We start from the raw sequence: 23727 nt of genomic DNA, 5'->3' as shown, positions 1-23727 counted from the left end.
CCAGTAATATTCGGCAATTTTTAATAACTTTTCACATAAAAATACTTTTCTTTTAATAAAGAAAAGTATTTTTTCATTTTTCTCTATTTTTACGTGCTATATTTTTATTAATTAAATTGCGTTTTGGTACGCTATATTTTCAATATCTGATGCTCTATCATATCCCGTTTTTCTACTTAACAATTAAAATCTTCAGGCCTCAATGTTGACATATTCCATTCATATGCAATAACATCTAATATACGTTTAGTAGCCTTTCCATCACCATAAGGGTTAGCCGTTTCTACCATTTTGCGATGTATTTCGGAAACATCCAGTAATTCTGTTATGGCATCTAAAACATTGACCGTTTCTGTCCCCACAAGTTTCAATGTACCAGCAGCTACCCCTTCTGGACGTTCTGTCGTATCTCGCAAGACTAAAACTGGAACTCCTAATGAAGGAGCCTCTTCTTGGACTCCGCCAGAATCACTTATAATTATAAAGCTTCTGGCAGCAATATTATGAAAATCAATGACATTAAGCGGATTAACTAAGTGTATACGTTCATGATCGCCTAATTCTTTAATTGTCATTTCTTGAACAACTGGATTTAGATGAACGGGATAAACCACCTCCACATCCGGATGACTATCAACTACTTGACGGACAGCTCGGAAAATACGTTCCATTGGTTTACCTTGATTTTCTCTTCGATGCATGGTCATTAAAATCAATCGATTTCCGTCAGCTATTTTATCTAGTATTTCATGCTGATAATCTTCTTTAACAGTTTCTTTTAAGGCATCAATTACAGTGTTTCCAGTAATATAAACATGCTCTGACGAATGATTTTCTTTTAGCAGATTAGCGGCACTCTCTTTTGTCGGTACAAAATAAATATCCGATAACACATCGGTTACTTGCCGGTTCATTTCTTCAGGAAAAGGCGATTGTTTGTTCCATGTACGTAAACCAGCTTCAACATGGCCAACTTTAATTTGGTTATAAAAAGCTGAAATACCAGCCGCAAATGTGGTTGTTGTATCACCATGTACTAAAACAATATCAGGTTTTTCATGTTTCATTGCATCCTCTAATCCAATCAACACATTTGCAGTAATTTGCGCGAGGGTTTGCTGATTTTTCATCACGTCTAAGTCATAATCCGGCTGAATCTTAAATATGTCTAGTACTTGATCTAACATTTGACGGTGTTGCGCAGTAACCACAACTACTGATTCAAAACGGTCTGATTGTCGTTCTAGCTCTAATACAAGCGGAGCCATTTTAATGGCTTCTGGCCGTGTACCAAAAATAGTCATTACTTTAATTTTTTTCATTTCCCTCTTCCTTTCTACCATTTTCTACTTTATCTTTCGTGCCGGATTACCTACCAGTACACTGCCGGCTGCTACATCTTTAATGACCACTGCTCCTGCACCAATCACGGCATAATCGCCGATCCTTATACCAGGTAAAATCGTTGCGTTTGCTCCAATATGTACATTGTTTCCTACTTGAACATTTCCAGTTAAAACTGCTGCCGGGGAAACATGAGAGTAGTCCCCTATCCTGCAATCGTGTTCGACGACCGCACTTGTATTGATAATACAGTGTTTACCGATTTGCACATCAGGATTAATAACTGTTTCTGCCATCACAACCGTTCCTTCTCTAAGGATAGCATCCTTAGCTACTACTGCAGTTGTTGCAATTACAGTGGCAAATTGCATGCTTTGATATTTTCCAGCAATTTTTCTTCTAATCTCATTGTTTCCAATTGCTATGATCAGGCTGTCAAACTCTTTTTGGTAATCTGGTAACTTGTCAGCAAGAACTATTTTTACGGTTGCTTGTTCATTTACTTTTGCTTGATCATCATCTGCTATCAAACCGATTTGTTGATCAACACTGTCATTGAGCATCATTTGAATAACTTTGCTATGACCCCCTTGACCATAAACAGCTACTCTTTCCGCCATTTCTTTTAACTCCTTTCTTCATCCATAAACCGCAACGGCTTTAAAAAGACAAAGAAAGCACAGCCAATTTTGCTTTAGACTATGCTTTCATTTTGCTTACTCTTTTGTACGTAATTCTTTACTCAGTTGGATTAAATATTCTTTTAAGTCATCTTTTACTTCTGGATGACCTAAGCCATATTCAATACTCGTAGTCATAAAGCCGAATTTATCTCCCACATCGTAGCGTGTTCCTTTAAATTCATGAGCCAATACTTTTTGAGTTTTATTTAACTGCTCGATGGCATCCGTTAATTGAACTTCATTTCCTGCTCCAGGTGCTTGTTTTTCCAGCATTTCAAAGATTTCAGGATTTAATAAGTACCGTCCAATGATAGCTAAATTGCTTGGTGCTTCTTCAGCTTTGGGTTTTTCAACAAATTGGTTGACCTCATATAGTCCTTCTTCTAATTTTTCTGCTGGGTCTACGATTCCATATTTTGATGTATCTTTATCAGGCACTCGCATAGTAGCTAAAACTGATAAACCGGTTTTATCATGTTGGTTAATTAATTGTTTCGTTAAAGGCACCTCATCTTTCATCATGTCATCACCTAATAAAACAATGAACGGTTCATTTCCAACAAAGCTTTTCGCATGTAGGACAGCATCGCCCAAACCTTTTGGATAAGATTGACGTACAAAATGCAATTTGATCTTAGTAGTACTTTCAACCAATTTCAATAAATCCCATTTTTCTTTGCTTTTTAAATTTTGTTCTAATTCAAAGTTTGAATCAAAGTGATCTTCAATTGATCGTTTGCTTCTCCCTGTAACAATCAAGATTTCTTCTATTCCTGACTCGATTGCTTCTTCAATAATAAATTGAATCGTAGGTTTATCTACAATTGGCAGCATTTCTTTGGCCATTGCTTTTGTCGCTGGTAAAAAACGTGTTCCTAAACCTGCTGCGGGAATAACCGCTTTTCTAACTTTTTGCATTTGACTTCCTCCATTAACATGATCTAAAAAGTAATTACGATACTTTTATTAATTCATTTTGGTTTACTTACTCGTATCCATTCGGATTGTTTTCTTGCCATCTCCAAGAATCACGGCACATTTCTTCCAAATTATATGAAGCCTTCCAGCCTAATTCAGTTGCTGCTTTCGAAGCATCTGAATAACACGTTCCAATATCTCCAGGACGTCTGTCAACAATAACATATGGTACTTTTTGTTCAGTTGCTTTTTCAAAGTTCGTTACTACATCTAATACGCTGTAACCTTTTCCTGTACCCAAGTTGTAGGCTTCAATTTGTTCCGACTTGAGAACTTTTTCAACAGCCTTTAGATGTCCTTTGGCTAAGTCAACGACATGAATATAGTCGCGGACTCCTGTTCCATCTGGAGTACTATAGTCATTGCCAAAAACACTCAATTCCTTGCGCTTGCCGACTGCTACTTGCGTAATATATGGCATCAAGTTATTAGGGATGCCATTTGGATCTTCACCGATTCGACCACTTTCATGTGCTCCAATTGGATTGAAGTAACGGAGTAATGCGATACTCCAAGTATTGTCTGCTTTGTAAACATCCTGCAGAATTTGTTCAATCATCATTTTAGTTGTACCATATGGATTTGTGGTACTCAATGGTAAATCTTCTGTCAGTGGTGATACATTATTCATGCCGTATACGGTTGCCGAAGAACTAAAGACCATTTTTTTTACATTATACTTTTCCATTAATTCTGCTAAGACAAATGTACCGGTTAGATTATTATGGTAATACTTCAACGGTTCAGCAACAGATTCCCCCACCGCTTTATAGCCTGCAAAATGAATCACTGCATCCAATTTATGCGCTTGAAAGACTTCTTCAAGAACCGCTTTATCTAAAATATTCACTTCATGAAAACTAAAGTCTTTCCCAGTGATTTCTTTAATACGACTTAATACTTCTGGTTTGCTGTTTGAATAATCATCAACGATTACTACTTCATAGCCTGCATTTAATAATTCAACTGTTGTGTGGCTGCCGATATAACCAGCACCACCCGTAACGAGAATAGCCATCTAAACGCTCCTTTGAATTTATTTAACTCTCATTGAAATACTTTGCCTTACAATCATAATATACAACCACTGAAATAACAATCGTAAGACTCGTTTTGGTACCGTTGTCTACTGATCAACTAATAAAAAACCACCGCAATCTCATTTCACAGTGATTCTTTATATCTTAGACTGTTCTTAATCTTTATTGAACAAGTCTCTAGTATAGACTTTTTCTTTTACATCGACTAATTCTTCTTCTAAACGATTAGAAACAATGATATCTGATAGTTGTTTAAATTGTTCAAAATCATTTACTACTTTTGAATTGTAAAAAGTAGCTTCTTTTAAGACTGGTTCATAGACTACAACTTCAATTCCTTTGGCTTTGATTCGTTTCATGATGCCTTGAATAGAAGAAGCTCTGAAATTATCGGAATCCTTTTTCATCGTCAAACGGTAAATGCCCACAACTTTTGGATGTTTTTCGACTATTTGACTAGCAACGAAATCTTTACGTGTCCGATTCGCATCAACGATTGCTCCAATAATATTGTTTGGTACGTCTTCATAATTAGCTAATAATTGTTTTGTATCTTTTGGTAAGCAATAGCCGCCATAGCCGAATGATGGGTTGTTATAGTGAGAACCAATTCTAGGATCTAAACTTACTCCATCAATAATTGATTTTGTGTCTAATCCTCTTACTTCTGCATAAGTATCTAACTCATTAAAGTATGCTACCCTTAAAGCTAAATAAGTATTTGAAAATAGTTTTACTGCTTCAGCTTCAGTAGAATTCATAAATAGAACAGGTATGTCTTCTTTAACTGCTCCTTCAACTAATAGTTCAGCAAAAATGGCAGCTTTTTCTGATTCTTCTCCTACTATAATTCGTGAAGGATAGAGATTATCGTATAATGCTTTGCCTTCTCTTAAAAATTCAGGAGCAAAAATAATGTTTTCCACACCATATTTCTCTTTCGTTTCTTTTGTATAGCCAACAGGCACTGTCGATTTTATGATCATCGTTGCTGACGGATTGTATTTTAAGACATCTTCAATCACACCTTCTACGGTCGATGTATCAAAATAATTCTTTTTATCATCATAGTTGGTTGGTGTTGAAATGATGACAAAATCGGCATCTTTATAGGCAGTATTTTTATCTGTTGTAGCTGTTAAAGTTAATTCTTTAGTTGCTAAGTACTCTTCAATCTCTTTATCTGCAATCGGGGATTTTTTTTGGTTGATCAACTCTACTTTTTCTTCAACAATTTCTAACGCTGTTACTTCATTGTGTTGAGCTAATAAGACTGCATTAGACAATCCCACGTATCCTGTACCTACTACTGTTATCTTCATTTCTCCTGCTCCCTTATCAATAGTTCTATCTAAATCAAAAAGGAAATATTATTCTATTGTTTTTCACTATCATTGCTGATCGTTTTTTTAGAAAAATGAATAAAATAATTATTTGCTTTGTGTTTACTATGTTATTAACAATACAATACGTTTTTATTTTACCATACATTGTTTTAATACTGAATAGCAGAATTTTTTAAAAAAAGAAACACTACAAATTATTTTGTAATGCTTTCTTTTTTATTGTTGATTATTCTAATTCAAGTTGTTGTCTTAACAAAGTAGATACTCTGCTAAGTTCTTCAGGCGCGATTTGTTGGTAAGACACTCCGTTCATCATCACGCCTTCGCCTTCTAATTGAACTTGTTCAATATTGCCAGCCGCAGAACGGTACTTGCTGAAAATATCTACCATATCAGCAAAAGATAAATTGGTTTGCATATTGTTTTCCATTGTTCCAAGGACACTTTGGTATTTGGCAATCGTAGAGAAAGTAGCAGCTTTTTTAACGATTTCTTCAAGAACTTGGCGCTGTCTTTCTTGGCGGCCATAATCTCCATTAGGATCATCATAGCGCATTCTAGAATAAGCTAAGGCCTTTGCTCCATCAAGTGCTTCAATTTTTCCTTCCGTAAAGGTGTAGTCTTCATAAGTGAACGTTAACGGACTAGTCACTTGAATACCACCAACTGCATCCACAATGTCTTTGATTCCTTGCATATTCACTTCTACATAATAGTCAATTGGAATATTCAGTAATTTTTGAACAGTATTCATTGACATCGATGTACCGCCAAAAGCATAAGCATGGTTGATTTTGTCCATTGTACCTTTACCGACAATTTCAGTGTATGTATCACGCGGGATACTGACAATTTTAGATTCGTTCGTTTTAGGATTAATTGTCATCACCATGATGGTATCTGACCGACCTTGTTCTGTCCGTCCTAAGTCACCTGTGTCCACACCCAACATCAAAATAGAAAAAGCTTCACTCTTATCCACATTGACTGGCTTATTTCTCACTTCTTCTTTATCCGCAACATCTTTATAAATTTTATCAGTCGTACCGGTCACATCGCTATATACCTTCCAAATAAACAAACCGAATACAGCCAACAATACAATAACAACTCCTAAGAAAATTTTCAGACCTTTTCTTTTCTTAGGTCGTTTATGGGAGCTGTTTCTCATTTCTGAACGTGATTTAGCCATTTCTTTCCCCTCTTCCGAATCTTTATGTATACCTGTTATTTTTTCACATTGCCCTTTTATTGTACCAGTCGTTTTACTTTTTGCAATTTAAATTTTACTTAAGCTGTGAAAATGCATGTAGTCTATGCAATTCATTGTTACATGTTTTAAAGGTGTTGTGTCTATTTTACATACTTTTGATAGACGACTATTGTTTCTTGATAGAAACGTTCTTGAGAGAACTCCTTAGAGGCTAACTGAAATAGTTTCTCACCTTTCTCTGCTAACTCACCCAAATGCCAATCGTTGTATGCTTCATTCAGCGCTTTTGCAAAAGCTGATTGATCTCCTACAGGAACCAGCCAGCCATAACTTTCATTTGGCACCAACTTTGCAACATCTCCGACATCCGTACTAACAAAAGGAACTCGTTGATTAGCAGATTCTAGTAAAACTAATGGGAATCCTTCGCTATAAGAAGCTAAAACAGAAAGATCGGTTTGGTGCAATATTTTTTCAATAGCTGACTTATCTAAAAAACCATGAAACTGGATATTTTTTGATAGATTTAACCCTTCAGCTTTTTGTTCTAGTGTTTTCCTTAATTCTCCATCTCCTATAATATTCAAATGAAAGTTTTTTAAAGAACTAACTTTTAGACTTTCAAATAAAAATTCATGACCTTTAATAGGAGTTAATCGAGCGATATAACTGATTGTAAAAGTAGAATATTTTTTTTGATCACTTCTCTGCCCGTCAAAAACGATACCGTTGTAAATCACAAAGATACGGTTTTTAGAAATTCCCATCTCCACTAGCTCTTTTTTGAATGCTTCAGTTACTGCAATTAAACCGTCAGCTTTTTTTATACTTCTTACATTCAAATAAGCAAACACTTTTCCTTTTATGCCTTTTCCTACAAAATCAAGTTTAGGATCACTGTGAACTGTGATGATCCATGCTGCTTTGATTTTTCTTTTAATAAGAGATAGAATTAAGTTCGACCTTGCTCCATGAGTATGTACAACATCAAAATGACCAGTATTAATAAAAGTTACCAGTTTTTTTAGAACTGATAGATCATAACGAGATCCTTGACCAAGAGTATGAACTGTTATCCCAAAATCTCGCGCTTCTTTCGCAACGATTCCCTCTTCTAATACCAGTAATTCTGCTGATTGAACATCAAACTGCGACAAAAGAGACAAAATATGTGTCTTCGCTCCGCCTTCTTCCAAACCTGCATTCACATGTAAAACTTTCATAACTTATTCCCTCATTCAACTTAGCCTTTTTTCTTTTCTTTCCGAACAGCAATCAAAAATTTTGGCAATACTAACATCCGTTTAAACCTGGAAGGTTGTTTCATCAAACGGTAAAACCATTCAAGGTTTAGTTTAATAAAGATGGCTGGTGCTCTCTTAACTACTCCTGTATAGGCATCGAAAGCTCCACCTACCCCCATAGCTAGTCCCTTATCAGCTTGTTCTAAGTATTGTTGTATCCATTTTTCTTGTCTAGGGAAACCTATCCCTACAAACAATAAATCAGGTTCTGCACCTAATACTTTATTCATAATAGCTTTATCAGTTAAATCAAAATAACCGTTATGATAACCTGCTAGATCAATACCAGGATATTCTTTTTCAAGCTTTTTTGCTACTGCTTCAATGACTTCTTGTTTAGCGCCCAATAAGTATACCTTTTTTTTCATTTGATTCGCTTCTTTAAATAAATCAAGCATTAAATCATATCCCGTTACTCGTTCAATAATAGGCGTACCAAGCATTCGCGATCCTTTAACAATACCAATTCCATCGGCAGTAATATAGTCGACTTGTTTTAATATTCGCATATACTCCTGATTTGTATTGGCATACATTACGATTTCTGGGTTAGCAGTGACTATAAAAGTCTTTTTTTCTTCCTTAATGCACTTCATTAATTGAAACATGAATTTTTTATGAGACAGATTATCGAACGTCACATTTAAAACTTTTACTTTTTCATTTTTCATTCAAACACCTATTTTTCAATATTTTATGAAACCCTCTAATCTATTGTAATAGAAAAAGTTATAATTTACATTAAGAATATTATCCAATAATAGTTTTTAATTAGAAATAAGGAAGTTAACTTCAGATTTTTATTAACAGAAAAAAATAAGAAAGATACTAATCATTTCTTCTAATTCCAAGAAATGGTTAGTATCTTTTTTTAATTACTTAGCGTCCTTTTATAGAAACCTATCTCACGAGAGCTTTATTTGTACTTCCTGGCGCAGCTCCGCCTTTTTTAACTAATTTAATTTCAATTGCTTCTAAGCGTTTAGCTTTACCTTCTGTTCCGGCAGATTCACCATTTTTTGCCCATCCTAACCAACCGTAACTTTGAGCATGAACACGATAATAGACATCGTATTTATTAGTTATTTCGCCAGTTAATTGAATTTGGATAGCTTCTAAACGTTTTGCCATACCCATAGTTCCGCTTAAAGCTCCATTAGCTGCCCAATTTTGCCAACCTAAACTTTGCACATGTGTCCGATACTGTATTCCTCCGGCACAAGACAAGTCACTTAAATCAATTTTTATTCCTTCAAGTCTTTTGTTCTGTTTTGTTGTTCCACTACCTTTACCATTAGATACTTTACTTTGCCAGCCATTTGTTTGAACATGAGTTGTGTAATTAATACTTGGCGTTTTTTCAATAAAAGCAGCTTGACTTGTTCCAGATGGAGCTGATGATCCTTTTTTGACAACAACTACTTCAATAGCCTCTAAACGTTTAGAAAGACCTTCAGTTCCAGCAGGTGTTCCATTTTTTGCCCATCCTAACCAGCCATAACTTTGTGCATGAACACGGTAGTAAACATCAAAATTACTTGCTTGAGTATCCGTTAATTGAATTTTAATGGCTTCAAGACGTTTATTTTCTCTAGTGGTCCCAGATACTTCGCCATCTGATTTCCAACTTGTCCAACCTTTTGATTGAACATGGGTACTGTATTGAATGCCTAAATGATCAATATTTTGAATTGATAACTTAATAGCTTCCATACGTTTATTTTGTTTTGTCGTACCACTGCCTTTTCCATCTTTGACAACAGGCAACCAACCTTTCGATTGAATGTGAGTAGAATAGGATACTGTTGGTACATTGTCGTATTGAGTTAAATTATAGTTTGCAATAATGTTATTTAAACTTGCAGCATAGCTCGGATCAGTTGCGTATCCACCTTTTACTAATCCTGCTGTCGCTTCTTTATAGTTCGACGCGTTTTCTCTCCACGTGCCTGAGTAATTTTCTTTATTCCAAGTTAAACCATTTCTCAATAACTTTGCATTATCTTCTAATGACTCACGGTAAGAAGGATACTTTCTGAAATTCGCAGTAACAGTATACCAGCCTTTGCTCTCGCTCCACTCTGATGTTTTATAAGCTACACTGTTTCCTTTGTAACTTCCTTTGATTCCAAATAAATTATAATTTGGCGCTGAAGCAAGAGCGCTGTTACCCGATGCACTTTCTAAAATAGCTTGAGCAATCATTACTGACGTGTAAATGTTATACTCTTGACCGAGTGAAACGGCATATGAAGAAATACTATTAATAAATGCAGTTGTAGAAGAAACTGCTCTTGATCTGAAAAACGAAACACCATTTATCTCACTTTCCATAATTTCCAATGCAGTTTCTCGATTTTTTTCAAGTGAAAAAATCGTATTATCATCGTAAGCCGGATTTTCAGAGCTTGTTTCAGGTTCTGTCACTGTATTGTCTTCTACTTCATCTTCCGCATCTATAGAAACTTCCTTTTCAGTTTCTCCTATGACTTCTTCGCTTTCTACTATGCTCTCACTTTCAGAGCTATCTTTGGAAGATTCATTTGTTTCTTCGCTCACTTTGTCTGTTTCTGTGCTGCTATCATTGTCTGCTTCTATGCTACTATCCATTATTTCATCGGATTGTAATTCTGACTCTTGTGTTTCTTCAATTGCATCTGTATTATATGTATTTGAACTTTCAGTGTTGTCTGTCTCTGAGCTATATGTTTCAATCTGAGTATCTGGAACTTTTCTGTCCTGATTGTCTATGTCTGTTGCAAGAACTGTTGTTGGTGCACCAACTGGTATCAGCAATGTTGTGACAACTATACTTGTTAAAACTTTGCTTCCTTTATTAAAAAAAAATTCCAACTCTTTACCTCTCCCTTTTAAAAAATATACTTTATTATCATAACACACCTATTTAGTTATTTAATGACACTTTTGTGACTTGTTCTGTTTATAACTAATAAAGCACAAAGCATTCCTCTAAACAAACTAGAGGAATGCTTTGTGCTGATTAATTGGATCATTTAAATTAGTTGATTTATTTTATAAAAGAGTTAGAGACACTCTCGCGTTTTTTTAGTTTTGTTGTCGCATATCTGTTTACCTAACAATCTTTTTATCTACAATTTTAAGGATGCTTCAAATAACAAAAGAGCTTCTTTCCATGTAGGTATTTCAAACCCGGTTTTTTCTGCCTTGCTCAAATCCATTATAGAACATTTCGGTCTATCCGCTTTTTGCGGATAATCTTCTGATGTAACAGGAGTAACATTTACAACTTTATCTTTCAAAATTTCTTTTGCAAACTCATACCATGAACAACTATCTTCATTAGACAAATGGTAGATTCCATAATCTGCTTTTCTTTCAACGAGATAGCTTACGAATTCAGCTAGTGTTCGTGTCCATGTTGGTCTGCCAACTTGATCTGCTACGACAGTTAATGTGGAATGAGAGTCAGCTAATCTTTGCATCGTAAACACAAAGTTATTTCCAAATTCGCCAAATACCCACGACGTCCGAACAATATAATACTTCGTAACTAAACTCTGAACGATTTGTTCACCTGCTAGCTTTGCTCTTCCATACTCGCTTTTTGGATTAGTTTGATCGGTTTCTTTGTACTCTCCTAGACTTGTTCCGTCGAATACATAATCTGTACTAATATAAATAAGTGTCGCTCCTATAGACTCGGCAGCTTTTGCAACATTTTCTGTTCCTGTTACATTTACTAACTGATTCATGTCTTTACCTTCATCTTCTGCTGCATCTACAGCTGTGTAAGCTGCGCAATGATAAATAACTTCTGGCTTAAGTTCAAGAATAAGTTGGTCTACGGCTGTACTGTTTGTTATATCCAAATTTTTTGAGCCCACTGAAACATAGTCTACATGTTTTTCGTCTAATAACTTTCTTAATTCAGAACCCAATTGTCCTGTTCCTCCGGTAATGAGTGCCGTCATATTTAAACCTCCATTTTTGGTAAAGATAAAAGACTTGCTTAGCTTTCAAACAAATCTTTTAATCCATCATCTAGTTTAAACCAGCACGTTCTTTCAATGGACGCCACCAGTTTTCGTTTTCTTGGTACCATTTGATAGTTTCCATAATTCCTGTATCAAAAGTGTATTTTGGTTTCCAGCCCAATTCAGTTTCTAATTTTGTCGGATCAATGGCATACCGTTTATCATGACCCAGCCGGTCGTCAACATATTTGATTAGGTCATGTGATAATCCCAATTCTTCTACAATGATATCCACAATTTCATTATTAGTTCGTTCATTGTGTCCACCAACGTTATATACTTCGCCTTTTAATCCTTTATGCAAAACTAAATCAATGGCTTGGCAATGATCTTGTACATGCAGCCAGTCACGCACATTTAAGCCATCCCCATAAATCGGTAATTCTTTATTATCCATTCCATTAGTGATCATTAGCGGAATCAATTTTTCTGGAAAATGATATGGCCCGTAATTGTTTGAACATCGGGTAATATTCACATTCATCCCATATGTTTCATAGTAAGAACGAACCAACAAATCTGCTCCTGTTTTACTGGCAGAATAGGGACTATTCGGCGCTAACGGAGTTTCTTCAGTAAAGTACCCTTCTTCTCCTAATGAGCCATAGACTTCATCTGTTGAGACTTGCAGGTATTTCTCAATCTTCATTTCTTTGGCCACGTTTAATAAAGCTAATGTTCCTTGGATATTAGTTTCCACAAAAATTTCTGGATTTAAAATACTGCGGTCTACGTGAGATTCTGCCGCAAAATTTACAAAATGAGTAATTTCGTGTTCGTTTACTAAATGACGTACCAACTCTTTATTGGTGATATTACCTTGTACGAACACATGATTTGGATTATCCATTATGTCATCCAAATTATGGATGTTTCCAGCATAAGTCAATAAGTCTAAATTGATTACTTTGTACTCTGGATAATTTTTTAAAATATAATGCACAAAGTTGCTGCCAATGAAGCCGGCTCCGCCTGTTACTAATACATTCATGGTTATTTTTCCTCCCAGATAAATGGACTGTTAAAATCAGCTAATGTCGGATGTTGTTGATCTTTTTCAGATAACACGAGTTTACTGATAGGCATCGGCCACACAATTCCAATTGCTGGATCATCAAAAGCAATCCCGCCATCATGTTCTTTCGAATAATATTCATCAACTTTATATTGAACATTACAGTTCGGAGTTAACGTTACGAACCCATGTGCAAACCCTTGGGGTACTAATAATTGTCGATGATTATATTCACTTAAAAGGTAGCCTTCCCACTTGCCATATGTTGGAGAACCGACACGAATATCGACCAATACATCATAAATAACCCCAGTCGTTACACGAACTAATTTTGTTTGAGCTTTTCCAGGTGTTTGAAAATGCATACCTCTCAGAACTCCCGGCTCTACTGATAATGAATGGTTGTCTTGGATAAAATCAATAGCGATACCAGCTTCTAAGAATTTTTCTTTTGTGTAGCTCTCAGTAAAAAAACCGCGATGATCGCCAAAAACATCCATTTCGATAATTTTTACGTCCTGTAATTGCGTATCAAATACATTCATTTCTATCTACTCCTTACCATTCTGTTGTGGCTAATCTTAACATATATTGACCATACTCATTTTTTTTCAATGGCTGCGCCAGCTTAATCAACTGCGCCCGTGAAATATATCCCATACGATAGGCGATTTCTTCTAAACAAGCTACTTTAAGATTTTGTCTCTTTTCAATCGTTTCAATAAATGTACCGGCTTCTAAAAGTGATTCATGGGTTCCAGTATCTAACCAAGCATATCCGCGACCCATCACTTCGACGTCTAATTTGCCAGCTTTTAAATATGCTTTATTCACGTCTGTAATTTCTAATTCACCGCGAGGAGAAGGCTCGATATTTTTAGCAATTTCAATAACGTCGTTATCGTAAAAATACAATCCTGTAACAGCGTAATTGCTTTTTGGCACTTCAGGTTTTTCTTCTATCGATAATGCTTTCATCTCTTCATCAAATTCAACGACTCCAAAGCGTTCAGGGTCATTAACATGGTATCCGAAAACGGTTGCCCCAATCTCTTTTTGAGCAGCTCTTTGCAGCATTTTAGATAATCCACCACCATAATAAATATTATCACCTAAAATCAGACAAACGGAATCTTTTCCAATGAAATCTTCTCCGATAATAAACGCTTGTGCTAATCCATCTGGACTTTTCTGAACTTTATATTCTAGATTCAAACCTAGTTCTGAACCATCACCGAATAATTGTTCAAATCGCGGTGTATCCTCTGGTGTTGAGATGATTAAAATATCTTTAATGCCTGCTAACATTAAAATAGACATTGGATAGTAAATCATGGGTTTATCATAGATCGGCATCAATTGTTTCGATACCGCTTTAGTTAAAGGATATAAGCGTGTGCCGCTTCCTCCTGCTAAAATAATACCTTTCATATAGAAAAATCTCCTTTTACTAACTTTTTTATTCTTCCTTTGAACTACTAAAAATTGACTATCTCTAAGTACGTTTTTTGTTCATAGTTGTTAGTTCATCCTTTAAAGTATACTTCACAAATGGAACGTTTAGCAAATAGTTTTCAATAAATTAACTACTTTCACATTTATTTTATTTTTATTTATTGATTATATAGAAAAGGCATCCAGTTTTTTTATGCCGGACACCTTTTTCCTATTTTCTTAGAGTATTTATTTAAAGTATTGAACGATCCCTTCGTAAGCTCCTTGTGCTAATTTATTTTGATAACTATCAGTTATTAATTTAGCGCGTTCAGACGCATTATCGAGATAACCAAGTTCCATTAAAATCGCGGGCATATTGGTTTCCCGGATAACATGAAAGTTAGCTGTTCTAGTTCCACGATCTACAGCTCCTGAACGACTTAATAAGGATTTATGAACAGCACTGGAAAGTTTGCCGCTTTCTAATGAACGTTTAGTATTGTTTGACATAGGATTAGTCGAATTGCCAAGTCGATTATACGAATAGGTTTCAATACCGTAAGAAGTTCCAACAAATGAATTGTGATGCACACTGACAAATATATCAGCTTTTATTTTGTTGGCTTCTTGTGCCCGATTAGATAAGCTGACAAAAGTATCTGTCTTTCTAGACATGACTACATCGTATCCATGTGCAACCAATAATTTTTCTATTTTTAAAGCCACTTTTAAGTTGATGTCTTTTTCTTTGATTCCGCCTGAAATAGCACCCGGCTCATCTCCGCCATGTCCTGGGTCCAAATAAACCAACATGCTGTCTAATCCTTTTTTATTCATCCAGCCGATCGTTTTGCCATTAACTGCAATCAACGCCCATGTAGCGCGATTTGTTACTTTTTCTTGTAAAACCTTCACTGACTGGTTTAGATAACTACTGGATTTTCCAATAATCGTATTTCCTTGAGTATATCCAGGAGCGGTATAAACATCATGTTGCCCTTGGATAACTTTAGCATTATAATTTGTTATTTTAGTTGAAGTTACAGCATCGTATTTAAAGTTAATACCATTTGTATTCATCCAGCCAATTGTTTTTCCATCAACAGCAAACTGCGCAAATGTTGCTCGATTTGTTTGAGCCAGTTTGAGGACTTGAATTGTCTTATTCATATAAGCAGAAGATTTTGCAATTAGTTGATTTCCCATTGTATAACCCGGTACTGTATAAACATCATGGTGTCCAGCTGTAATAACTGCATCAAAGTGAACTGAATTTGTACTGTTTATTTTATCCGGTTGAAGTGCTACACCATTTTTATTCATCCAACCAATAACTTTACCATTTACTGAAAATCTTAACCAAGTGGCACGGTTCGTAATTTTTTCTTCAATAATTTGTACCTTTTCATTTACATATGGAGCTAATTTAGTTAAAATTTCATTATTTTGCGTATAACCTGGCACGCTGTAAACATCATGGTGTCCTGCCGTAATGATTGCATCATAGTGAATCATTTTACTTCTTAAAATAGCATCATACTGCAATGTCAGATCTGCTTTATCTATCCAGCCGATTGCTTTGCCATCAATAGAAATTTCCATCCATATAGCACGATCTGTTACTTTTTCTTGTGTCACACGAACTAATTTATTCAGATAGTCAGTAGTCTTGCCCACTTCATCTGCACCTGAGGTAAAACCAGGTGCTGAGTAGATGGGTTGATTGCTTTTGCTGACCGTTGCATCATAGTGAACTAAACGACTGGATGTAACAATATCAGAATAATTTATTTTTAAAATTTCCAATCCATTTTTATTCATCCAGCCAATTGTTTTCCCATTAATCGTTATCAAAGCCCAAGTAGCTCGATTTTTCGCTACTTTTTCTTGAACAATTTTAACTTCTTGGTTTAAAAAAGTAGAAGAACGATCAATTACCCGATTATCTTTCGTATATCCCGGAACTGTATAAATATCGTGTTGCCCTTGAACAACTTTAGCGTCTATATCAACAGTTTTAGTGGATAAAATCGTATCATAATGCACCGTTAAGCCTTTTTTATTCATCCAGCCGATGACTTTCCCATTAAGAGAGATTTGCGTCCAAATTGCTCGATCTGTTACTTTTTCTTGAACAATACGTATTTCTTTATTTAAATAACTTGCTGACTTTGTAATCAGTTGGTTTCCTTCTGTATAGCCCGGAATCGTATAAATATCATGACGACCCTCTGCTACTGTAGCATCATAATGAACAGCTCGGCTTTCAGTCACTTTATCATATTGCAAAGTTAACTTATTTTTGTCGATCCAGCCTAAGGATGTTCCATTCATTAGAGATACTAGAAACCAAGTGGTTCGATTCGTTACTTTTTGTTCTGTTATTTTGACTTTTTGATTCACATATTTAGAAGTGTCTCCAGTAACTTTTGCATTTTTAGTGTATCCAGGTGCTGTGAAAATTGTTGCTTTTACGGATGAGAGAACCGCTTCGTAATGGACAGATTGACTAGATAAAATTGTATCTTCTATCGGTTTTAAACCAACTTTATTCATCCAACCTACTGTCTTTCCATTCACTTCGATTTGAGCCCAAGTCGCACGATTGGTTACTTTTTCCTGTATGACTTTTACTTCTTGATTTAAGTATGCAGCTGATTTCTCTATAAGTTGATTGCCTTTTGTGTAACCAGGAACAGTGTATATATCATGACGATCATGGAGAACCAGTGCGTAATAATCAACTGCTTTAGTAGATAGAACGGTATCATATTTTATTCTCAGTCCTATTTTATTCATCCAAACAGCTATTCCGTCAACTGATATCTGTACCCACGTTGCACGATCGGTTTCAACTTCTTTAATGATTTGTACTTTTTTATTTAAATAACTACTAGATTTCGTCAAGATTTCATTATCAGGTGTGTAGCCTGGTGCTGAATAAACATCGTGTCTTCCTTGGGACACTAAAGCATCATAATGAACATTTCGCGTTTCGATGATTGTATCGTATTGAATCGTCACACCGTCTTTTTCAATCCAACCAATTGTTTTACCGTTTTGAACAATTAAAAACCATGTTGTTCCTACAGCAGTTTGTTTCTGTTCGGTAATTTGGACTTTTTTCCCTGAGTAACTAGAAGATTGAGCAACGACTTCAGCATTGTTGGTGTAGCCTGGTGCTGAAAAGATTTGTTTGTTCTCATTATTTACAATAGCATCTAGATGTGTCTTTTTGCTGCTCGTAATTTCAGTCGTTTGAATCTTCACACCGTTTTTATTCATCCAACCAATCTCACTGCCATTTTGTGCAATTAATAACCATGTCGCACGATTGGTCTTTTTCTCTTCAAGAACTTGAAGAGATTGATTTAAGTAAGTTGAAGACTTAGTAATGATTTCGTTCCCTTTTGTATAGCCGGGCAACGTGTAGATATCGTGGTGTCCTTGAGAAACAATGACCTCATATGATGTTTTGGCTGCAGCAGTAACCGTATCATATTGAATTTCTGCCCCTATTTTATTCATCCAGCCGATGTCTTGTCCGTTAATAGAAAACTGAATCCATGTTGCGCGATCTGTCACTGCTTCTTGAATGATTTGTATTTTCTGATTCAAATAAGGTTCAGATTTTCCAAGTTGCGTTGCACCTTCTGTAAATCCTGGTTTAGTATATAAATCATGTCTCCCTGCAATAACGATTGCATCATAATGTACTTTTTTATCAGAAACAATTGTGTCATATGCAAGTACTGCCATGCTCTTTTCCTCTGGAACAGGTTGTTCAGAAGCTGCTTTTATTTTTTCATTTGTTTCGGTCTTCACTTCAGTAGAGCCGATAGTTTCAGACGTGTTTTCCGATTGTGATTCTGCCTCTTCTGGAGGATTTTCAGAAGTGCTATCAATAGTAGTTTCTTCTGGTGACTCAGACACTGCATTCTCTTGTGATGGTTCGTCAGAAATGATTTCTTGTTTATTGCTATTATCAGACTTCTTGTTTTTTTGTTCTGTTAAAACTTCGGAAGTTGAATAAGCAGCAGGTGGGCCGGCAGCTATAACTGCAGTAGGTAAAACGATTGGCGAAAGCAAGGTTATAGTCATTGCAACCGTTATACATTTTATCAAGTATTCTTTTTTATTATTCACTTTTGACTTTATCTCCTTTTTATTTATTTCCATTGTTAACTGGGCTATAATACCAACAATAACAAAACAACTATAATTTTTATTTAGGTTGAACAATATCTAGGTCTAAATAATAAAATACTTTATTACCTTTAATTTTTTCAACTATTCAGAAATTTTAATGTGAATTTTCTCAAATTCCTTTATAGGCAAATTGCTGATCCAACTCACTAAATTATAATTTATTCTAAGTAAAGCGTTCACATCTATATTGACAACTGGGCAGTCCTTTGAAAGAATTTTTTATATAATTACCTGTTTTCATTTATCATTACCTTGCTACTAATTCAATTATGTACTATCTCATAGTACTACAGACTCTAACCTCTGTCGATACTACTTTATCTTAGAAAACATAAAAAGATTTGAACACTGATTATAGTGAGCAAATCTTTTTATAGCTTTATTTATTTTTATTACGTCTACCGAGAAATTCTTTCAGCAACTTTCCTTGACCTGTTACCAAAATCCCCATTAAAAAGATAACCATAAAACCTATACCTTTAACCACTAAGTTAAAGAAATTGGAAAAAGGTAATTCTGGTAATAACAAAAAGAAAATAATTTGAAGTAATCCCATGATCATAGGTTTAATAAGAATCTTAAAATATTCTTTAAACGTTGCATTAAATAAACGATACATTAACAAATAATTATTCATAAAGAAGTTTAATGTAAATGATAACACAATCATAGCTGCTACATATTCGATTTTTCCAAGAAATATCCCGATCGCTATGCTTATAATGTTTAATGCAGTTGATAAAATACCTGATAATAACAGTAGATCTGTCCGATTAGCTGACTGAAAAATAGCTCCTGTACTGCTTGATATCATTTGTACCCAAACGGAGACTGCTAATATTTGGAAAGTTATAATGCTTCCACCCCATTGATTTCCAAATAAAAAAGTCACTACTTCTGTTGAAGAAAAGAATAGAAAAACGGATATCGGAACTCCTAAAGTACCTAGTACTAAAGTAATTTTTAAATATACTTTTTTTATAACAGATTTCTCTGTTTCGTAATCCGATAATATTGGTTGAATTACCGGTGTAATAACACTAGTTAAAATTTGATTTGGATAAAGAGATACCTGGTAAGCTTTATCATAAAAAGCCAAAGCATTTTCACTGAAAAAACGTCCAATTAAAATTTTATCTAAATTTCTAGAAAAGTAATTGATGAAATTAAATGCAAATTGATTTTTTGAAAATTTGTAAATTTTCTTCAAAGGTGCTCCAGACATTTTAAATGTTACCTTCAACTTAGCTTGATAAAAAAAGATAATAAACATAACAAAAGCTTTTGCAATATTTCCAATAATCAATGCATAGTAACTAAAGCCAGCAAACGCTAAAACAATAGACAACACACCTGAGGCTAGGTTAGCTGCAATGGTTACCATATTCACATTAAAAAACTTCTTCTCTCGTAAAAGGATAGATTGTGGCACAACTAATAAGGCATAGAAAATAACACAAACTCCCAAAATTAAACATATTTGTTGATAGACTGCATTGCTATAAAAATTACTGATTGGAATACCTAATGACATGAAAATCAATCCCAATGTCACAGCTAAATATATTGAAAAAGCAAAAATACTTCCAATATCTTTTTCATTCAGATCTTTGTATTGAATAATTGCTGGTCCAATACCAAAGTCTGCAAGCATTTGGAAAAATACTAGGAATACATTGACTACTGCTACTACTCCATAATCTGCCGGAGTTAGCAGTCTTGATAAAATCCCAGTTACTAACAATTGAATGATTACGTTTGAATATTTTCCTAAGGCGCTATATAGGATTCCTTTTTTAAATTCATTTGCAACGCTCATCTTATAAGCCCCTTTTATGATTTATTTACTGTTTTTTTTATCTGTTGCAAACTGGATAATTTTACCTTCAATGCTATCCAAATACTTTGAACTAAGTATTTGTTAAAAACTTTGTGGCTGTTTCCAAAACTTAATGCTGAAGATTGATCTTCTTTATGATAAATTTCTGCTCCATTTGCATATACCATTTTCAAGTTTAATTTTTCCATCATGATTGCTAAAATATTTTCTTCATAATATAAAAAAGTTTCAGGAAAAAAACCCTCTATTTCATTAAGAAAGTTTTCAGTTAAAAGTATAGCTGATCCATGCAGAAAGTAACTCTTATTTTCCATATTTTTAGTCGAATTTTCATTAGATTGTATAACGGCTGCTGGCTTGATTTTACTTTTTAAACCTGTATAAAATCTTAGGATATTCCATTTTTCTAAAGTAAAGTAAATAGCATCTTTCAAAAGACGTTTTCTAGTAATCGGTGTATATACAGGGTTTTGATTTAAGCCATCTGCTCCTATGATTTTTGTACCAACGGCCCCCACTTTTTTTCCAATATCAAAGTTAATTAAAAAATTAATATAATTTACATCAGTAAAAATAACATCATTATTGACAATAAGTATATTTTTGAGTCCTAAATTTTGCTTTGCAAATTTAATACCTGCATTGTTTCCTTTAGCGTATCCTAGGTTCTTTCCCGTTTCAATAATACTTATGCCATTTTTTTTTCCATATCGTTCACAAAGTTTTTCAAATGAACCATTTTGAGAATCATTATCTACAATAATGATTTCAAAACATTGATTAGTCTGCTGTTTTAAAGATTCAATACATTCAATTGTATCCTGATAGTTTAAATAATTTAAGATCACTATTCCTATTTTTTTCACCTTTGTGTAAGCTCCTTTATTAAAAAGTAAGACAAAACAATGAATTTACGGCTTTTTATTTTCCAAGAAGCATATAAACAATCATCTTCCAAGCATAAGGACGTAATTTTGTTTTTGAGGACAGCTTGCCGAACCGCTTTTGTATTTCTCGTTTTCTTTCCTTTTTACTTAAACTTTGATCTGAAGCAATTCCTAATAAAATATAATTTAATATAAAACTTTCATAACCTTGTTGACTAAACTCACTCTGATGCGATGTCAGCCATTCCTCAGTAAAACGCCAACGATTGATATTACCTACACGTGATGAAACTGGAACATCAGAATGGTAAATAATTTTCGGTTCTATAACTTGAATAATAGTCAATTTATGTTCTTTATCTAATTTTAAAAGCCAATCCCAATCTTGATGTTTTATTAATCCTTTTGTAAAAGGAGATTCAAGTAAAAGACGCTTTGGAACCAATATTGTAGAAGTTTGAATAAAACCAATATTCCTTAGTCCTTTTGTTTCAAATAAGTAATCTGCTATTTTTTTTTTCTTACTATATTGATAATCAATATTTGGCAATTTGTCATAGACTTTTTGGTTAATATCGCGGTATCTTTCTAAAGAAGTAAAACATAAAAAATCATCTTCTATAGTTAATTTGTTTTGCTTAATCAATTCTATTTGACAATTTATTTTATCAGAAAACCACTCATCATCATCATCAAGTAATGCTACATAATCGCCTTTTGCTTGTCGTACACCAATATTTCTCGCTTCACTTCCGCCTACTTTTTCTTCAGTCTGAATTAAGCAAATTGGGATAGATGAAAATGCATTTAATTCATCTACCAGCATAGCTGTTTTTTTGGATAATCCATCAACAACTATAATAATTTCTAACGCTTTATAATCTTGTTTAAGTACGCTCATTATAGCTCTTCTTAAGAAAAAAATTCTTTCGAAAGTTGGAATAACGACACTAACTAAGGGTAGGTCCAAAACAATCTCTCCTTGTGCATAATTTATATTTTTTATTTCTAGCAGTGTCACGCCCCTAAACTAATAATAGTAACGAACAATGAACAGTATATATATAAATAAAAAGTAATTACTCTATTCAGTTTTTATAGTTAAAAGTAATATTACCTTATTAAGTACATCACTTTAATTTTTTTAAAACTTATTTATTCTATTGAAAGTATAAACAAAGTAACAACTTATTTACTATTGAATTTGAATGACCTTCACAGATGCATTGTAATTTTCCAATTGAACACGTTGTATTTTGTACCAATTTTTAGTGGTTGTTTTCTTTTTAATAATTAGAACTACTTCTTCAACTGGGAGCAAAGGATCAATTTCAGATAAGTCACTTGCTATCACCATTTTTGTAGTATTGACCTCAGCATCATTATTTTGTTTTTTTTCATTTTGCATTAAATGATGAACTAACTCTTTTTCTAAAGGTTGTTCAGATAATATAACTTTAACCCTTTTAAATGGATGGTTAATTGCATGGCCTAGTTTAATACCTAACTCTTCATTCGAAATATTTTTTAAATTAGTGAAGTTTAAGACAATGTCATCCTCTTTTACAGCATAACTAAAAGAATCTATTATTTCTTTCCTAAATATAGCATATATAAGTGAAATTATTACGCCTAGTATTGCTGAACCGACAAGAACTATTACGCTATATAAAGCAATTTTAGTTAATGACGGAGCAGTGTTACCTTCGACTAATGTACCTTGTTGTTTTTCTTCTTTTTCTTCTACACTTTCTTTATGGAGTTTTGGTGTTGATGTCATGTAAATGAATTTATTTTTAAAGAATGGAATAGACCCATCTTGAAAGCTTTCATAATAAGCAGTTGAAATTGATTTATTAAGTTTATAATCACCCGTTCCGATTGAGAGTGTTAATAAATAAGTTTCATGGTCTAAGCTTACATTCACAGCAATTTTTGGAGATGGTTTAAGAGAGCTGTTCGCTTTTTCTTCAATCATTTTAATAGTATCCGGAGCAATCAATAATTTTTTCAATAAATTATAGTTAGTAAATTGAACAGCTTCGTCATTCTCTACATAGAAATCAAAAGAAACGATGTTTTTTTGCAATTCCTCTAATTCTTTTTTTGTCAGTATAGTTTCTTCGTTACCATTTATACTTCCCTGTTGCAAATCAATTTCGTTAGAGTTTTCTAGTTTTGTATTACTAAAAAAAGAATAACCGACTCCTATACTATAAACCACTATACAAACAGCAATTGTACTAATGATAATTTTGATGTGATCTTTAAAAAAAGACCTAACATCTTCCCAAACTGGTAAATTTTTCATTCCATAATCTCCCTAATAAAAAATATTTCTAATCGCTTTACTATAGATTTCATAATTTAAAGTCAGACTTGAATATTCTTTCTTTAAATTTCAATAAAATTGAT

General features: G+C 34.0%; 18 protein-coding genes. All 18 read right to left on the bottom strand.

The genetic code is table 11. The features are described 5' to 3' along the window. Window positions 1-176: 176 nt before the first annotated feature. Complete coding sequence (gene wecB / locus BR87_RS00235; protein ID WP_035027314.1) at window positions 177-1322, bottom strand: non-hydrolyzing UDP-N-acetylglucosamine 2-epimerase; 1146 nt, start codon at window positions 1320-1322, stop codon at window positions 177-179. 24 nt (window positions 1323-1346) lie between these two features. Then, window positions 1347-1964 carry an acetyltransferase gene (locus BR87_RS00230; RefSeq protein WP_035027312.1) on the bottom strand — a complete coding sequence of 206 codons (618 nt, stop codon included), beginning with the start codon at window positions 1962-1964 and terminating at the stop codon, window positions 1347-1349. A 96-nt stretch (window positions 1965-2060) separates the two neighbouring features. Beyond that, window positions 2061-2945 carry a UTP--glucose-1-phosphate uridylyltransferase GalU gene (galU, locus tag BR87_RS00225; RefSeq protein ID WP_035027310.1) on the bottom strand — a complete coding sequence of 295 codons (885 nt, stop codon included), beginning with the start codon at window positions 2943-2945 and terminating at the stop codon, window positions 2061-2063. A gap of 67 nt (window positions 2946-3012) precedes the next feature. After that, on the bottom strand, window positions 3013-4023 hold the full coding sequence (gene galE, locus BR87_RS00220; RefSeq protein ID WP_035027308.1) for a UDP-glucose 4-epimerase GalE: 1011 nt from the start codon (window positions 4021-4023) through the stop codon (window positions 3013-3015). Between the two features lie 177 nt (window positions 4024-4200). Next, window positions 4201-5367, bottom strand: a complete 1167-nt coding sequence (locus BR87_RS00215) for a nucleotide sugar dehydrogenase (RefSeq protein ID WP_035027306.1) — start codon at window positions 5365-5367, stop codon at window positions 4201-4203. Window positions 5368-5617: 250 nt separating this feature from the next. Next, window positions 5618-6583: an LCP family glycopolymer transferase gene (locus BR87_RS00210; RefSeq protein WP_084683532.1), complete on the bottom strand. Its 966-nt coding sequence runs from the start codon at window positions 6581-6583 to the stop codon at window positions 5618-5620. Window positions 6584-6744: 161 nt separating this feature from the next. After that, on the bottom strand, window positions 6745-7827 hold the full coding sequence (locus BR87_RS00205) for a glycosyltransferase family 4 protein (protein ID WP_035027304.1): 1083 nt from the start codon (window positions 7825-7827) through the stop codon (window positions 6745-6747). Window positions 7828-7847: 20 nt separating this feature from the next. Further along, window positions 7848-8579: a WecB/TagA/CpsF family glycosyltransferase gene (locus BR87_RS00200; protein WP_035027302.1), complete on the bottom strand. Its 732-nt coding sequence runs from the start codon at window positions 8577-8579 to the stop codon at window positions 7848-7850. Between the two features lie 229 nt (window positions 8580-8808). Then, window positions 8809-10761, bottom strand: a complete 1953-nt coding sequence (locus BR87_RS12515) for a glucosaminidase domain-containing protein (protein ID WP_051929572.1) — start codon at window positions 10759-10761, stop codon at window positions 8809-8811. A gap of 257 nt (window positions 10762-11018) precedes the next feature. Continuing rightward, window positions 11019-11861 carry a dTDP-4-dehydrorhamnose reductase gene (gene rfbD / locus BR87_RS00190; RefSeq protein WP_035027301.1) on the bottom strand — a complete coding sequence of 281 codons (843 nt, stop codon included), beginning with the start codon at window positions 11859-11861 and terminating at the stop codon, window positions 11019-11021. Window positions 11862-11931: 70 nt separating this feature from the next. Then, a complete protein-coding gene (gene rfbB, locus BR87_RS00185) occupies window positions 11932-12915 on the bottom strand; it encodes a dTDP-glucose 4,6-dehydratase (protein WP_035027299.1) in 984 nt (327 codons plus the stop codon). A 2-nt stretch (window positions 12916-12917) separates the two neighbouring features. Further along, a complete protein-coding gene (gene rfbC, locus BR87_RS00180; protein ID WP_035027297.1) occupies window positions 12918-13484 on the bottom strand; it encodes a dTDP-4-dehydrorhamnose 3,5-epimerase in 567 nt (188 codons plus the stop codon). Between the two features lie 13 nt (window positions 13485-13497). Beyond that, a complete protein-coding gene (gene rfbA / locus BR87_RS00175; protein WP_035027295.1) occupies window positions 13498-14370 on the bottom strand; it encodes a glucose-1-phosphate thymidylyltransferase RfbA in 873 nt (290 codons plus the stop codon). A gap of 252 nt (window positions 14371-14622) precedes the next feature. Further along, entirely contained in the window at window positions 14623-18522 is a 3900-nt protein-coding gene (locus BR87_RS00170) for a GW dipeptide domain-containing protein (RefSeq protein WP_035027293.1), read from the bottom strand. 442 nt (window positions 18523-18964) lie between these two features. After that, window positions 18965-20404 carry a lipopolysaccharide biosynthesis protein gene (locus tag BR87_RS00165; RefSeq protein ID WP_035027291.1) on the bottom strand — a complete coding sequence of 480 codons (1440 nt, stop codon included), beginning with the start codon at window positions 20402-20404 and terminating at the stop codon, window positions 18965-18967. 14 nt (window positions 20405-20418) lie between these two features. After that, window positions 20419-21291: a glycosyltransferase gene (locus tag BR87_RS00160; protein WP_035027289.1), complete on the bottom strand. Its 873-nt coding sequence runs from the start codon at window positions 21289-21291 to the stop codon at window positions 20419-20421. 55 nt (window positions 21292-21346) lie between these two features. Then, complete coding sequence (locus tag BR87_RS00155; RefSeq protein WP_035027288.1) at window positions 21347-22282, bottom strand: glycosyltransferase family 2 protein; 936 nt, start codon at window positions 22280-22282, stop codon at window positions 21347-21349. 225 nt (window positions 22283-22507) lie between these two features. Further along, the gene (locus BR87_RS00150; RefSeq protein WP_035027286.1) at window positions 22508-23623 is read right to left on the bottom strand and encodes a hypothetical protein; all 1116 of its coding nucleotides are present in this window, start codon (window positions 23621-23623) and stop codon (window positions 22508-22510) included. Window positions 23624-23727: the final 104 nt, after the last annotated feature.

It is taken from the genome of Carnobacterium mobile DSM 4848 (assembly GCF_000744825.1).
GTDB lineage: Bacteria > Bacillota > Bacilli > Lactobacillales > Carnobacteriaceae > Carnobacterium_A > Carnobacterium_A mobile.
The sequence above is the reverse complement of the archived record's forward strand: the minus strand, read 5'-3'. Positions and strand labels throughout refer to the sequence as shown.

Excerpts from the sequence above, each read along its gene's own strand:
- wecB (WP_035027314.1), bottom strand. The coding sequence starts at position 1,322 with ATGAAAAAAATTAAAGTAATGACTATTTTTGGTACACGGCCAGAAGCC.
- BR87_RS00230 (WP_035027312.1), bottom strand. The coding sequence starts at position 1,964 with ATGGCGGAAAGAGTAGCTGTTTATGGTCAAGGGGGTCATAGCAAAGTT.
- galU (WP_035027310.1), bottom strand. The coding sequence starts at position 2,945 with ATGCAAAAAGTTAGAAAAGCGGTTATTCCCGCAGCAGGTTTAGGAACA.
- galE (WP_035027308.1), bottom strand. The coding sequence starts at position 4,023 with ATGGCTATTCTCGTTACGGGTGGTGCTGGTTATATCGGCAGCCACACA.
- BR87_RS00215 (WP_035027306.1), bottom strand. The coding sequence starts at position 5,367 with ATGAAGATAACAGTAGTAGGTACAGGATACGTGGGATTGTCTAATGCA.
- BR87_RS00210 (WP_084683532.1), bottom strand. The coding sequence starts at position 6,583 with ATGGCTAAATCACGTTCAGAAATGAGAAACAGCTCCCATAAACGACCT.
- BR87_RS00205 (WP_035027304.1), bottom strand. The coding sequence starts at position 7,827 with ATGAAAGTTTTACATGTGAATGCAGGTTTGGAAGAAGGCGGAGCGAAG.
- BR87_RS00200 (WP_035027302.1), bottom strand. The coding sequence starts at position 8,579 with ATGAAAAATGAAAAAGTAAAAGTTTTAAATGTGACGTTCGATAATCTG.
- rfbD (WP_035027301.1), bottom strand. The coding sequence starts at position 11,861 with ATGACGGCACTCATTACCGGAGGAACAGGACAATTGGGTTCTGAATTA.
- rfbB (WP_035027299.1), bottom strand. The coding sequence starts at position 12,915 with ATGAATGTATTAGTAACAGGCGGAGCCGGCTTCATTGGCAGCAACTTT.
- rfbC (WP_035027297.1), bottom strand. The coding sequence starts at position 13,484 with ATGAATGTATTTGATACGCAATTACAGGACGTAAAAATTATCGAAATG.
- rfbA (WP_035027295.1), bottom strand. The coding sequence starts at position 14,370 with ATGAAAGGTATTATTTTAGCAGGAGGAAGCGGCACACGCTTATATCCT.
- BR87_RS00165 (WP_035027291.1), bottom strand. The coding sequence starts at position 20,404 with ATGAGCGTTGCAAATGAATTTAAAAAAGGAATCCTATATAGCGCCTTA.
- BR87_RS00150 (WP_035027286.1), bottom strand. The coding sequence starts at position 23,623 with ATGAAAAATTTACCAGTTTGGGAAGATGTTAGGTCTTTTTTTAAAGAT.